General features: G+C 68.7%; 9 protein-coding genes. 3 read left to right on the forward strand and 6 right to left on the reverse strand.

Annotated features, from left to right (window positions below; translation table 11 throughout):
• Positions 1 to 115: 115 nt before the first annotated feature.
• Together FFS27_RS17660 and FFS27_RS17665 are read left to right on the forward strand one after the other, a co-directional pair.
• The gene (locus tag FFS27_RS17660) at positions 116 to 412 is read left to right on the forward strand and encodes a DUF7660 family protein (protein ID WP_003088248.1); all 297 of its coding nucleotides are present in this window, start codon (positions 116 to 118) and stop codon (positions 410 to 412) included.
• A gap of 46 nt (positions 413 to 458) precedes the next feature.
• The gene (locus tag FFS27_RS17665; protein ID WP_003121997.1) at positions 459 to 1,028 is read left to right on the forward strand and encodes a GNAT family N-acetyltransferase; all 570 of its coding nucleotides are present in this window, start codon (positions 459 to 461) and stop codon (positions 1,026 to 1,028) included.
• 61 nt (positions 1,029 to 1,089) lie between these two features.
• Here FFS27_RS17665 and metE read toward each other — a convergent pair whose 3' ends face one another.
• The 6 genes from metE to FFS27_RS17695 form a co-directional block, all read right to left on the reverse strand.
• On the reverse strand, positions 1,090 to 3,390 hold the full coding sequence (gene metE, locus FFS27_RS17670) for a 5-methyltetrahydropteroyltriglutamate--homocysteine S-methyltransferase (RefSeq protein WP_137952117.1): 2,301 nt from the start codon (positions 3,388 to 3,390) through the stop codon (positions 1,090 to 1,092).
• Positions 3,391 to 3,522: 132 nt separating this feature from the next.
• Positions 3,523 to 5,793, reverse strand: a complete 2,271-nt coding sequence (locus FFS27_RS17675; protein ID WP_034014199.1) for an OsmC domain/YcaO domain-containing protein — start codon at positions 5,791 to 5,793, stop codon at positions 3,523 to 3,525.
• 80 nt (positions 5,794 to 5,873) lie between these two features.
• A complete protein-coding gene (locus FFS27_RS17680) occupies positions 5,874 to 6,200 on the reverse strand; it encodes a DUF2149 domain-containing protein (protein WP_003088238.1) in 327 nt (108 codons plus the stop codon).
• Complete coding sequence (locus FFS27_RS17685) at positions 6,200 to 6,676, reverse strand: MotA/TolQ/ExbB proton channel family protein (RefSeq protein WP_003088234.1); 477 nt, start codon at positions 6,674 to 6,676, stop codon at positions 6,200 to 6,202. Before FFS27_RS17685 ends, FFS27_RS17680 begins: the two co-directional genes overlap by 1 nt.
• Complete coding sequence (cobN, locus tag FFS27_RS17690; RefSeq protein ID WP_137952118.1) at positions 6,673 to 10,518, reverse strand: cobaltochelatase subunit CobN; 3,846 nt, start codon at positions 10,516 to 10,518, stop codon at positions 6,673 to 6,675. The genes FFS27_RS17685 and cobN overlap by 4 nt, the downstream gene beginning before the upstream one ends.
• Positions 10,518 to 12,479 carry a TonB-dependent receptor domain-containing protein gene (locus FFS27_RS17695; protein ID WP_023101332.1) on the reverse strand — a complete coding sequence of 654 codons (1,962 nt, stop codon included), beginning with the start codon at positions 12,477 to 12,479 and terminating at the stop codon, positions 10,518 to 10,520. The genes cobN and FFS27_RS17695 overlap by 1 nt, the downstream gene beginning before the upstream one ends.
• A 167-nt stretch (positions 12,480 to 12,646) precedes the next feature.
• Between FFS27_RS17695 and FFS27_RS17700 the strand changes: the two genes are divergently transcribed.
• Positions 12,647 to 13,092, forward strand: a 446-nt coding sequence (locus FFS27_RS17700) for a class I SAM-dependent methyltransferase (protein WP_132809357.1), incomplete at its 3' end; no start/stop codon positions are given.

The following is a 13,092-nucleotide window of genomic DNA, read 5'->3' on the forward strand; positions in this document are numbered from 1 at the left end:
AGATTTGTATAAGAGACCGCGGTGGCCAAGGCCGGCATTGGCCAGAGGCGCCCGGCCTGACCGCGCTTCGACCTCGCGCCGTCGTCCCCCGACCCCCACCTCCAGGAGGAAGCACATGGCAACCGATCTCTACGCGCTGGCCGAACAGGTCGAGGACGAAGCGGGTTACCTGCGCTTCCTCGCCGCGCTGGCGGCGGACTGGGAGGAAGACCGCCGCCTCGCCGCCGCCAACCCGCCGAAGCCGTTCGGCCCCAGCCCGCTGGGTTGGGAGAACGGCAGCATCGGTGGCTTCCTCGATGCCGCCGCGACCTGGGGCGAGGACTCCCGCGACGGCCTGCCGGGCTATTCCAGGCCGGAGAATGCCTGGCGGCGCGCGGCGCAGCTGATGCTGGCGGGCAAGTTCTATGAATGACTTCAAGTCCGCCCTGGCGCCCTTCCCGCCCGGCTACCCGAGGGGCTTGCCGGGCAACCGGCGGCAGGTGCCGATACTGCATCGCGACGCAGACTTCCTCCTGCGCGCGCTGCAACCCGACGATTTCGTCCGGACCAGCCGCTACGAGAACGCCAACCGCGAGCACCTGGCGCCGTGGGAGCCGCTGCGCGACCCGGGGTATTTTTCCGTGGACAACGCCCGCGCCCGCACCCTGCTACAGGTGGCGAGCATGGACGAAGGCGAGGCGCTTCTCCTGCTGTTGCTCGATCCCGACGACGGCGAGGTGCTGGGGCGCTGCAGCTACACCAACATCGTCCGCGGGGTATTCCAGGCCTGCCACCTGGGCTTTTCCCTGGCCGCTGCGGCTCAGGGCCGCGGCCTGATGGCGCGTGCCCTGCGGGTAGCCAACCGGTATTGCTTCGAGCAACTCGGCCTGCACCGGATCATGGCCAGCCACCTGCCGCGCAACGCACGCAGCGAGCGCCTGCTGGAAAGCCTCGGCTTCGAGAGGGAGGGCTACGCCCGCGCCTACCTGAAGATCGCCGGGGTCTGGGAAGACCATGTGCTACGGGCGCTGGTGGACGCTCCGCGCTGAACCGACGTGCAAATGCGCAACGGGACGCCAGGCGTCCCGTTCCGCTCACCAGGCCTACCGGTCAGCCGCGGGCGAGGTCGCCACGCAGTTCGCGGGCGGCGGCGACCATGTTCACCAGCGCTGACTCGGTTTCCGGCCAGGCGCGGGTCTTCAGGCCGCAGTCCGGGTTGACCCAGAGCCGCTCGGCGGGTATCCGCCGGGCTGCCTTGCGCAGCAGCGCGACGATCTCTTCCCGGCTCGGCACGCGCGGCGAATGGATGTCGTAGACGCCCGGACCGATCTCGTTCGGGTAGTCGAACTGCTCGAAGGCCTCCAGCAGCTCCATGTCCGAACGCGAGGTCTCGATGGTGATCACGTCGGCGTCCATGGCGGCGATGGACTCGATCACATCGTTGAACTCGCTGTAGCACATGTGCGTATGGATCTGGGTTTCGTCGCGGACTCCGGAGGCGCACAGGCGGAAGGCCTCGGTGGCCCATTCCAGGTAGTGCGGCCAGGCGTTGCGGCGCAGCGGCAGGCCTTCGCGGAAAGCCGCCTCGTCGATCTGCACGATCCTGATGCCGGCCGCCTCCAGGTCGACCACTTCGTCGCGGATCGCCAGGGCCAACTGGCGCGCCTGCACCTCGCGAGACACGTCCTCGCGCGGGAAGGACCACATCAGCATGGTCACCGGGCCGGTCAGCATGCCCTTCATCACCTTGTCGGTAAGGCTCTGGGCGTACCTGATCCACTCCACGGTCATGGCCCGCGGACGGCTCAGGTCGCCATAGATCACCGCCGGCTTCACGCAGCGCGAGCCGTAGCTCTGCACCCAGCCGAAGCGGGTGAAGACGTAGCCGTCCAGTTGCTCGGCGAAGTACTCGACCATGTCGTTGCGCTCGGCCTCGCCGTGCACCAGCACGTCCAGCCCCAGTTGTTCCTGGATCTGCACCGCATGGCGGATCTCGCTGTGCATCGCCTCGATGTACTCGGCCTCGCTCAGCTTGCCCTGCTTGAACGACTGGCGGGCCAGGCGGATCGACGAGGTCTGCGGGAAGGAGCCGATGGTGGTGGTCGGGAACGCCGGCAGGTCGAGCCCGGCACGCTGCCTGGCGATGCGTTCGGCGAACGGCGAGCGGCGCTGGGCGTCGCTGGCCTTGATCGCGGCCAGGCGCGCCTGCACGGCCGGCTTGTGGATTCGCGGCGAGGAAGCGCGGCTGGCCTGGACCGCACGGCTCTCTTCCAGGGCGGCAAGCACCTCGGCGGCTTCCGGCTCAGTGGCGGCACGGGCCAGCACCGCGACTTCGCGGCACTTCTGCACGGCGAAGGCCAGCCAGCTCTTCAGCTCGGCGTCCAGCCCGTCTTCGCGTTCCAGGTCCACCGGGCTGTGCAGCAGCGAGCACGACGGCGCGACCCACAGCCGCTCGCCCAGGCGCTCCCGGGCATGGCGCACCACCTCCAGGGCTTTTTCCAGGTCGCAGCGCCAGACGTTGCGCCCGTTGACCAGGCCCAGCGAGACGACCTTGTAGGCCGGCAGGCGGTCGAGGATGCTCGGATACTGTTCCGGCGCTCGTACCAGGTCGATGTGCAGGCCGTCCACCGGGAGGTTGGCGGCCAGGCCCAGGTTGTCTTCCAGGCCGCCGAAGTAGGTGGCGACCAGCTTCTTCAGCGGCTCGCTCTGTAGCAGGTTGTAGGCGCGCTCGAAGGCATTCTTCCATGCCTGCGGCAGGTCGAGGACCAGGATCGGCTCGTCGATCTGCACCCACTCCACGCCCTGGCCGGCGAGACGACGCAAGATCTGGCCGTAGAGCGGCAGCAGGCGGTCCAGCAGGTCGAGCCTGTCGAACTCGGCGCCCTTGGCCTTGCCCAGCCACAGGTAGGTCAGCGGACCGATCAGCACCGGCTTCACCTGGTGGCCGAGGGCCCTGGCCTCGTCGACCTCCTCGAACAGTTGTTCCCAGCTCAGCTGGAACTGCTGGTCGGCGCTGAACTCGGGGACCAGGTAGTGATAGTTGGTGTCGAACCACTTGGTCATTTCCTGGGCATGGGCACCGCCGCAACAACTGTCGTCGCTGACGCCACGGGCCATGCCGAACAGGGTATGCAGGGTCGGCCCGGCCTCGCCGTGCGCCCGGAAGCGCTCGGGGATCACGCCGAAGGTCAGCGAATGGGTCAGCACCTGGTCATACCAGGCGAAATCGCCGACCGGCAGCAACTGGATGCCGGCGTCCTTCTGTACCTGCCAATGGGCGGCGCGCAGCTGCCGGCCGACGGCCCGCAGGCCGGCCTCGTCCAGCTCGCCCTTCCAGAACGCTTCCTGGGCTTTTTTCAGTTCGCGATCGCGTCCGATGCGTGGGAAGCCGAGAGTGTGGGCCAGGGCCATGGGTGTTCCTCCAGTCGAAAGGTCGATGGAGGGATTCTCGGGAGACTCATGCCATGAGACAAACTCAATTTCTTCGTGATGAAATCAAGTTTCCCTCATGATCATCCTCGCACCCTGACCTCGGCGCCCTCCTCACTTGCGCTTGCGGATCGCCATGCGCCGAGGCTTGAGGCCGCCAGCCGCGGCAGCGCCGGCCTCGCCGTCGACCACGGGCTGCATCCTGGCTCGCGCCGCGTGCAGCTTCTTGTAGCTGTCGATCAGCCGCAGGTGCCGGTCGAGCCCTTCCAGCTTCATGCTGGTCGGCGTCAGGCCGAAGAAGCGCACGCTGCCGTCCACCGAGCCCAGCGCGGCGTCCATCCGCGCGTCGCCGAACATGCGGCGGAAATTGGCCTCGTAGTCGGCGATCTCCAGCTCGTCGTCGAGGACGACCTCCAGCACCACGTTCAGCGCCTGGTAGAACAGGCCGCGCTCGACGCTGTTGTCGTTGTACTGGAGGAACGCCTCCACGCCTTCCTTGGCGTCTTCGAAGCGCTTCAGGGCGAGGCCGATGAGCACTTTCAGCTCGAGGATGGTCAGTTGGCCCCAGACCGTGTTGTCGTCGAACTCGACGCCGATCAGCGTGGTGATGTCGGTGTAGTCGTCCACCTCGCAGTCTTCCAGGCGCTCCAGCAACGCCCCGAGCGCAGCATCGTCGAGGCGGTGCAGGTTGAGGATGTCCTCGCGGAACGCCAGGGCCTTGTTGGTGTTGTCCCAGATCAGGTCTTCCACCGGATAGATTTCCGAGTAGCCCGGCACCAGGATCCGGCAGGCCGTAGCGCCGAGGAGCTCGTACACCGCCATGTAGACCTGCTTGCCCATGGCTTCGAGGATGCCGAACAGGGTCGCGGCTTCCTCGGCGTTGGCAGCCTCGCCCTGCCGGGTGAAGTCCCACTCGACGAACGGGAAATCGGCCTTGGCGCTGAAGAAGCGCCAGGACACCACGCCGCTGGAATCGATGAAATGCTCGACGAAGTTGTTCGGCTCGGTCAGCGCATGGCTTTCGAAGGTCGGCTGGGGCAGGTCGTTCAGGCCTTCGAAGCTGCGCCCCTGGAGCAGTTCGGTCAGGCTGCGCTCCAGGGCCACCTCGAAGCTCGGGTGGGCGCCGAAGGAAGCGAACACGCCGCCGGTGCGCGGATTCATCAGGGTCACGCACATCACCGGGAATTCGCCGCCCAGCGAGGCGTCCTTGACCAGTACCGGGAAGCCCTGCTCTTCCAGGCCGCGGATCCCGGCGAGGATGCCCGGGTACTTGGCCAGTACCTCCGGCGGCACGTCCGGCAGCGCCAGTTCGCCTTCGAGGATTTGCCGCTTGACCGCGCGCTCGAAGATCTCCGACAGGCACTGCACCTGCGCCTCGGCCAGGGTATTGCCGGCGCTCATGCCGTTGCTGAGGTAGAGGTTCTCGATCAGGTTGGAGGGGAAATACACCACCTGGCCGTCGGACTGGCGCACGAAGGGCAAGGCGCAGATACCGCGCTGCACGTTGCCCGAGTTGGTGTCGTACAGGTGCGAGCCGCGCAGCTCGCCGTCGGGGTCGTAGATCGCCAGGCAATGGCCGTCGAGCAGTCCCAGCGGCAGCGCATCGTCGCGGCCGGGCTTGAACCAGCGTTCGTCCGGGTAATGGACGAACGCCGCATTGGCGATCTCTTCTCCCCAGTACTGGTCGTTGTAGAAGAAGTTGCAGTTCAGCCGCTCGATGAATTCGCCCAGCGCCGAGGCCAGCGCGCTTTCCTTGCTCGCGCCCTTGCCGTTGGTGAAGCACATCGGGGACTGCGCATCGCGGATGTGCAGCGACCAGACGTTGGGCACGATGTTGCGCCAGGAGGCGATCTCGATCTTCATGCCGAGGCCGGCGAGGATGGCCGACAGGTTGGCGATGGTCTGCTCCAGCGGCAGGTCCTTGCCCGGGATGCGCGTGCAGCCGGCGGCATCGGTGCCGGGCATCAGCAGCGCCTGGGCGTCGGCATCGAGGTTGTCGACCTCCTCGATGACGAACTCGGGCCCGGTCTGCACCACCTTCTTCACCGTGCAGCGGTCGATGGAGCGGAGGATGCCCTGGCGGTCCTTCTCCGAGATGTCGGCCGGCAGTTCCACCTGGATCTTGAAGATCTGCCGGTAGCGGTTCTCCGGGTCGACGATGTTGTTCTGCGACAGGCGTATGTTGTCGGTGGGAATGTTGCGCGTCTGGCAGTACAGCTTGACGAAGTAGGCGGCACACAGCGCCGACGACGCCAGGAAGTAGTCGAACGGCCCCGGCGCGGAGCCGTCGCCCTTGTAGCGGATCGGCTGGTCGGCGATCACCGTGAAATCATCGAACCTGGCTTCCAGTCGAAGGTTATCGAGAAAATTGACCTTTACTTCCACGGCGAGCACCAAGAGAAACGGAAACCGGCCATTATCCGGGAACTCCGGGCAAAAGTCCCAGCTCTCCGCCGTACGCGTCGCTACTTGCCGGCCTCCCCGCCGCTCTCCGGCACGTAGATCATCCGTCCGTCGGCCAAACGGTAGGTCACCCCGGCGCGGCTGCCCTGCCCTTCGCCGATCTCGCCGCTGGCCTGGTAGCGCTTCAGCTCCTTGCCGTCCTTGACCAGCATGCGCATGTCCGCCTCGCCGGGATTCTCGACCACCACCACCTTGTCCTGGCTGAACGGGTTGAGCGGGTTCTGCACGATGACGATCAGGAGGATGCCGATCACCACCAGGAACAGGTCGATCAGGTTGACCATCGAGAGGATCGGGTCGTCCGCCTCGTCGTGTTCGAGGAAGCGCATCAGCCGGCCTCCCGCGCGCGTTCGACGGCGCGCAGTTCCTGGAGCAGCCAGCGGCGACGCACGGTAAGGATGAAGAAGGTGATGCTGGCGGCGACCAGGGCCAGGATCACCGCGGAAAACGCCACCACCAGGTTCTCGCCGATCCCCTGGGCGTCGTTGCGGGTCAGCGCCAGCAGTGCCGGTCCCATGGGGATCATGGTCGCCACCAGGCCGAGCATCGGCGCGCTGCGCGAGGTGATCCGCAGCCATTCCAGGCGCTGCATGATCCACAGTTCGAGGTCGTCGCTGTTGCCGCCATGCAGCGCCTGCCAGGCCGCCAGGCGCGAGCGGTAGCGCCCGCGACGGCGCTGCCAGGCTTCCATGGCGAAGCCGCCGAGGGCGACGAAGGCGTAGGCCAGCGCGGCGAGGATCAACAGCAGCACCGGCAGCAGGAACAGGCGGGTGAGTTCGTAGAGGCTGGTTTCCAGACCATTCATGAGCGATTTTCCATCGGACGACGATTGACTACGGATTGCCGGACGGCGCCGGCGGCGAACAGCGCGAGCAGCACGGCGGCGGCCAGCCGGAGCCACGGCTGCGGCTCGCCGGACGGCGGCGGCGCGACTTCTTCGAGGACGCGGCCGCTGACCGTTTCGCCGGCACCGGACGCGGCCGCGCCCTCTGCCTGCGCCGCGGCCTCGCCGAAACCGCCGGCCATCCGTTCGATGAATTCACGGGTGGTCGCCGCGCCGACCTCGCCGGCGCCGGCGGCCGCCAGTTGCCGCCAGCGCTCGGCCAGTTCGCGGCGGGTCTGCTCGCTGGCGTCCCAGTAGCCCTTGCGGATGGCCTCGGCCATGCGCGCGATGATCTGCGCCTGGGCGGTCGGATTGTGCGTTTCGAACCACTCGGCGAGACCCAGCTCGCGGCGGTCCATGACGAAGGTGTCGTGCAACGCCTGCCACTGGTCGGCGCGGACCATGGTGCGATCCGCCGCCTGCCAGCCCCACAGGTTGTTGGCCAGGTCGAGCATTTCCAGGCTGCCGGCGTAGCCCTCGCGCTGCATCGCGGCGATCCACTGCGGGCTGAGGTAGCGCCCGCGCAGCTCGCTGGCGAGGAACTGCGCGGCGGCCGTGGTGCGCGGCTGGCGCTGGCGCAGGTCGGCGATGTACAGCGCCGGGCTGGCGCCGTCGAGGTGGCGTACCGCCAGTGACAGGCCGCCGAGGTACTCGAACGGGTGGTCGGTGGAGAGCACGCCGTTGAGCGTCGAGGAGCGCGAGAGGATCGCCGCCTGTACGCCCTTCAACTGTTCGGCGAACAGGTTGCCGCCATCCAGCTTCACGCCCCAGTCGCGACTGCCATAGGCGTATTGCAAGCGCCCGAGGAACTGCTCGGCGAGCGCCGAGTCGTCGTCCCAGCGGGTGGAGTCGAGGGTCAGTTGCGTGACCCCGGTGCCGTAGTCGCCCGGCGCATTGCCGAACAGCCGCAGGCGCGACAGGCGCTGCGCCAGTGGCGCTTCGACGCCGCGTTCGCGCAGGCGCCGCTCCAGCGCCTGGCTGTTGCGCGCCAGCGGGTTGCCCGGCTCGTCCAGCGCGGCGAGGCGCTCGATGGCCTCGGCGAGCAGGCGCATGAAGCCGTCGAACTGGTCGCGGTAGACACTGGTCACCTGTAGCACCACGTCCACCCGTGGACGCCCCAGTTCCGCCGCCGGCACGATGTCCAGCGCCAGCAGGCGGCCACCGGCGTCCCAGCGCGGGCGCAGGCCGAGGGCGTGCAGCGCCTGGCTTTCGACGATGCCCAGGTGGCGCATGGTTTCCGACGACCAGAGGCTGAAGGCGAGCTTTTCCGGCGCCCTGCCCTGGTGCTCGGCGCGGTAGCTTTCCAGCAGTTGGCCGAAGGCCTCGGCGCCGGCTTCGTAGGCGGCGCGGGTCGGTACCTTGTCGGCCTCGAAGGCGAACAGGTTGCGCCCGCTGGGTACCTGCGGATTGCGGATCGGATCGCCGCCCGGCCCGGGCGCGACGAAGCGCCCGGCGAGGCCGGCGAGCAGCGCTTCCAGTTCGCCGGTGTCGGCGAGCTGGCGGTCCAGTTCGCGGGCGCGCAGCAACTGCTCGCGCAGGCGCGGATCGGCCACCTTGGCGATCTCGCCGCCGTCGCGCAGGTAGCGTTGCAGTGTGCGGTAGGCACGACCTTCCCGCAGCGCCCTGAAATCGGCGGCGAACAGTTCGTCGGGGTCGAGACCGAGCGCGCGGTAGTAGGGCTCGCCGAGCTGCTGCATGACGGTGCCCAGACGCAGCTCCGGCGAGGCGGCGACACCGAAGGTGTGCAGCCCCAGCGGCATCGCCGAGCCGGCCAGTCGGTGCAGGTGGTCGTGGAGCACGCCGAGGAACGCCGGGAAATCCTCGCGCATCGCTGCCTCGCTCCAGCCCAGGTCGTCGTTCATGTGCGCCGCCCGCACCGCCGCGCGGATCTGCTCGGCGCTGCGTTCGCGCACCGCGCCCTCGTCCAGTTGCTGGTATTCGTGGATCAGCTGGTGCAGGTCGCGCAGTTCGTCGTACAGCCCGGCCGGGGCGAACGACGGCGTCTGGTGGCTGACGGTGACCGCGCGCCCGCGCCGGCGCGCCTGGATCGCCTCGCCAACGTTGTCCTGGATGTACGGGTAGAACACCGGCAGGTCGCCGAGCGCCCGCAGCGGGTAGTCGCCCACCGCCAGCCCGCGGTCCTTGCCGGGTAGCCATTCCTGGGTGCCATGGGTGCCGAAATGGATCAGCGCGTCGGCGCCGAAACCCTCGCGGACGAACTGGTAGACCGCCAGGTAGAGATGGTCCGGCGGCACCGCGCTGTCGTGGTAGGCCTCGCCCGGACGGCCGGCGCGCGGCGGCTGCGGCAACAGCAGCAGATTACCCAGGCGCGCCGCCGGGAACACGAAGCGTCGCTGGCCGTCGATATCGCGCAAGGCCCAATGTCGACGCGGGTCGCCCCAGCGCGCGCGCATCTCCTCGCGCAGATCCGCCGGCAGCGCCTCGAACCAGTGCAGGTAGGCGTCCAGCGGCAGGCTCGCGGCGAGGCCGTCGCGATACAGCGCGTCCAGGGTCTGCGGTCGGTAGTAGCCGCCGAGCAGGCGCTGGGCGGTATCGATCAGCGCGCTTTCGTCGCTCGTCGCAACCCGGTAGCCGGCCGCCCGCAGCGCTTCGCCGAGACGGGCCAGGCTGGCCGGTACATTGAGATGCGAGGCGGCGACGTTCTTCTCGCCCTCCGGGTGGTTCCAGAACATCAGCGCCAGGTGCTTGTCCGCCGCCGGCAGGCGACGCAGGCGCAGCAGCCGGTCGAGCTTGTCCAGCAGGGCCTCGGCCTGCCCGGCCATCAGCTTCGGCTCGCCGTTCTCCAGGGCGCTGATCACCAGCGGATCGCTCATTCCCCAGGTTTCCGGCATGCCGAGGAAGGCCGCCGCGGTACGCGGCGCCACCCCGCTGGAGGCGGCCAGCCAGTCGGCCTCGTTGCCGTCGCGGTAGCCGAGGGTCTGCAATACCGGCACGTCCAGCGCGAGGAACTCGGCACGGCGCGCCGGGCCGTTCTGCAGGTGCTGCAGGTTGACCAGCGCCTGGACATCGGCGCCAGCGAAGGCCTTCCTCAACGCTTCCGGATCGCTGTCGTCGAACCACACCGCCAGCGGCGCCTGGCCGTGCCGCTCGCTACGCCGCAACAGTTCGTCGATGGCGCCGGTCTGGGCATCGGCGATGGCGCCGCGCGGGATCAGGAAGGCGATGCGCGGGGCGTCGCTGGCCCAGCGCGAGGCGCCCCAGGCGAGGTAGTCGGCGAGGCCGGCGAACGGCGCCGGTGCGTCGGGATGATAGAAGCCGGCCTGCGCCAGGGGCTGCGGCGCCGGCAACGCGTCGACGGTCAGGCCGGCATGCCAGCGTCGGACCGCCTCGAACAGCCGGCGCAGGTTGGCTTCGCCGCCGTTCGCGTAGTAGCCGACCAGGCGCCCGCCCAGCGCCGCCGGCAGTTTGCCGAAGCCCGGAGGACCGCCGCCGACGCGGATCCAGGGTTGCGTCCCGCCTTGCAAGCGCTCGCCCAGCGCCTGCTCGACCTGGGCGCGATCGGTCGGCCGCGGCGTGTCGAGGATCAGCAGGTCGCCGCCGTCCAGCCAGTCGCCGGGCGGCGCCTCGCCGATGCCGAGGCGCAGGCCGCGCAACTCGACACCGGCCTCGCGCGCCCAACCGGCTAGGCGCTGGTGCTTGCCCGGGAGGACGAAATCGCTGCTGAGCAGACGCACCTGGGCCGGCTCCGCCCAGGCACAGAGACTGGCCAGCAGCGCGCCGCAGAAGAGTAGCGAACGGCGCATCAGAAGCTCGCCACCAGACCGAGATGGAAGGTCCGCCCAGGTTCGGCATAGGTGAAGTGCGTGTCGTCGTCGGCCAGGCGCTGGTCGCCAAGGTTCTCGATGCCGCCGCGCAGCGTCAGGTTCTCGCTGAGTTTCTGGCTCAGCTCCAGGTGCCACAGGCTGTAGGCCGGCAAGGCGTAGCCGACGTTGCTGCTGTAGGCCACCTGGCTGCCGACGTATTCGGTGCGCAACTGGGCGCTGAAACGCGCATTGGGGCTCCAGCGCAATTGGCTGTTGGCGAGGTGCCGGGAGCGGTCGCCGAGGCGCTGGCCGGCGGTGCGGTTGCGCGCGTCGAGGTAGGTGTAGTTGAGTTCCCAGCGCAGGTCCGCCGGCAGGTCCACGCCGCCGCCCAGCTCGAGGCCGCGGATCCGCGCCCTGTCGACGTTCTCGTAGTTGCGCACCTCGCCGCCGCGCACCCCGCAGCGTGCTACGCAGACGGTCTGGATCAGGTCGCGGACATCGTTCTCGAACACCGTGCCCTTCAGCGACCAGCCGTCGCCCTGGTAGTCGGCGCCCAGTTCGTAGGACGTATTGGTCTCCGGCTTCAGGTCGGGATTGCCGTAGATGGTGAAGCGCCCGCCGCCGCCGACCGCTGCATACTCCGGCGATAGCTGCTTCAGGCTCGGCGCCTTGTAGCCGCGACCGACGCCGGCGCGCAGGGTCAGCGCATCGGAAAGGTGGTGCAGCAGGTATAGGCGCGGACTGCTTTCCCAGCCGAACGCCTCGTGCTTGTCGAAGCGGCTGCCGAGGGTCAGCGACCAGTCCGGGCCGAAGGCGATCTCGTCCTGCAGGAACAACGCCTTGTGTCGCGCGCTGGCGTCGCCGGCGGTATTCACCGAGCGATCCTCCAGTTCTTCCTTGCGCCATTCGCCGCCGAGGGTGAAGAGATGCCGCTCGAAGGCCGGCATGCTGAGGTGGCCGTCGACCACGCTGTCGGTAAGGCGCTGCGGGTTGCTCGGCGGTTGTCCGTCGGAACGCGCGTTGTGCCGCTCCAGGCGGTTGCGGTAGGTGCGCAGCTGGCTGCTGCCCCAGTCCCACTGGCCATTGTGGGCGAGCGACCAGCGCTCGCGTTCGATCACGTCGCGCGACTCGTAGTAGCGCGAGCGCGGCCCCCCGGTCTCGCTGTTGCGCCAGCGTCGTTCGCGCCCGCGCTGGTGGCCGAGGTCGATGCGCTGGGCGTCGTCCGGGGTCCAACTGAGGTTCAGCCCGCCGCTGTCGGCGTTGCCGCCTTCCAGCTCGGAGAGCCGGCGCTCGTCGGCGTCCGGGGTTTCCTGCTGGCGGCGGCTCTCGCCGTTCAGGGCGAGGCCCAGCTTGCCGGGGACCAGCGGCCCGGCGAGATAGGCGCCGAGCTGGTGGCTCTGCCCGCCGAGGCCGTCCTCGCGCACGCCGCCATCGAGCAGGCCGCTGCCCGTCCAGGTATCGGTGGCGCGCCGGGTGATCACGTTCACCACTCCGCCGAGGGCTTCCGAACCGTAGAGCGAGGACATCGGTCCGCGTACCACCTCGATGCGCTCGATGCTCTCCACCGGCACCCAGCCGAGGTCGAAGTCGGAATGGGCGATGGCCCCGGACGAGGTGGAGATCCGCTGGCCGTCCACCAGCACCAGGGTGTGCTCGCTGGACATGCCGCGAACGCTGATGCCCCGCCGGGACATGCCGACGCCGTTGAACTGCAGGCTTTCCGAACCGCGCAGGGCTTCCTGCAGGTCGCGCACCGGGCGCCGCCGCAGGTCCTCGGCGGCGATCAGCGAAACGCTGGCCGGGGCGTCGCGCAGCTTGCGCTCGGTAGTGGTGGCGCTGACCACCGTCGGCTCCAGGTCGACCGGCGCGGCCAGCGCCAGGCAGGGAAGCAGGTAGAGGAACGGCACGGCGCGGGCCAGCCGCAGCGGAGGAAGACGGTGCGGGGAGGAATGGGGGGTCATGGTCGGCAGGTATGAATTATAAATATTTATAAGTTATAACATAACATTTAATCGAATGAAGAATGCCCGCCGTTTCTTCTTCATCGAGGCCAGGGAACGTCTCGCTCGCCGTATCCCTCGAAGCACAGGACCCCACTCTCAACCGGGCATGCCCCCCAGGAGGAAAGATGACCGCAACCGAGCAGATCATGGCGCTCCTCGAACGCTGGGACCGCCAGCAGGAGGGCTACATCCGCCAGCGCGAGGAGCGCTACGAGGCGATGTTCCAGTTGCTCGAAGACCTCTTCGGCCGCGACGGGCGCTTCACCGCCATCGACGCCGCCTGCGGCCCGGGCTCCCTCGGCCGGCGCCTGCTCGAACGCTTCCCGGCAGCGCGGGTGGTGGCGCTGGACGCCGACGTCATGCTGCTGGAGATCGCGCGTACGGCGCTGGCCGGTTTCGCCGAGCGGGTCCGCGTGGTGGAGTGCGACCTCACCGATCCAGGCTGGACCGAACGGGTCGCCGAAGCGCGCGAGTCCCTCGCCGGCGAACGGCCCGCGGCGCTGCTCTCTTCCACCGCGTTGCACTGGCTGTCGCCCGCCGAACTCGCCGGGTTCTACGCCCAGGCCGGCGA

It is taken from the genome of Pseudomonas sp. 2VD (assembly GCF_005503585.1).
Taxonomy (GTDB): Bacteria; Pseudomonadota; Gammaproteobacteria; order Pseudomonadales; family Pseudomonadaceae; genus Pseudomonas; species Pseudomonas aeruginosa.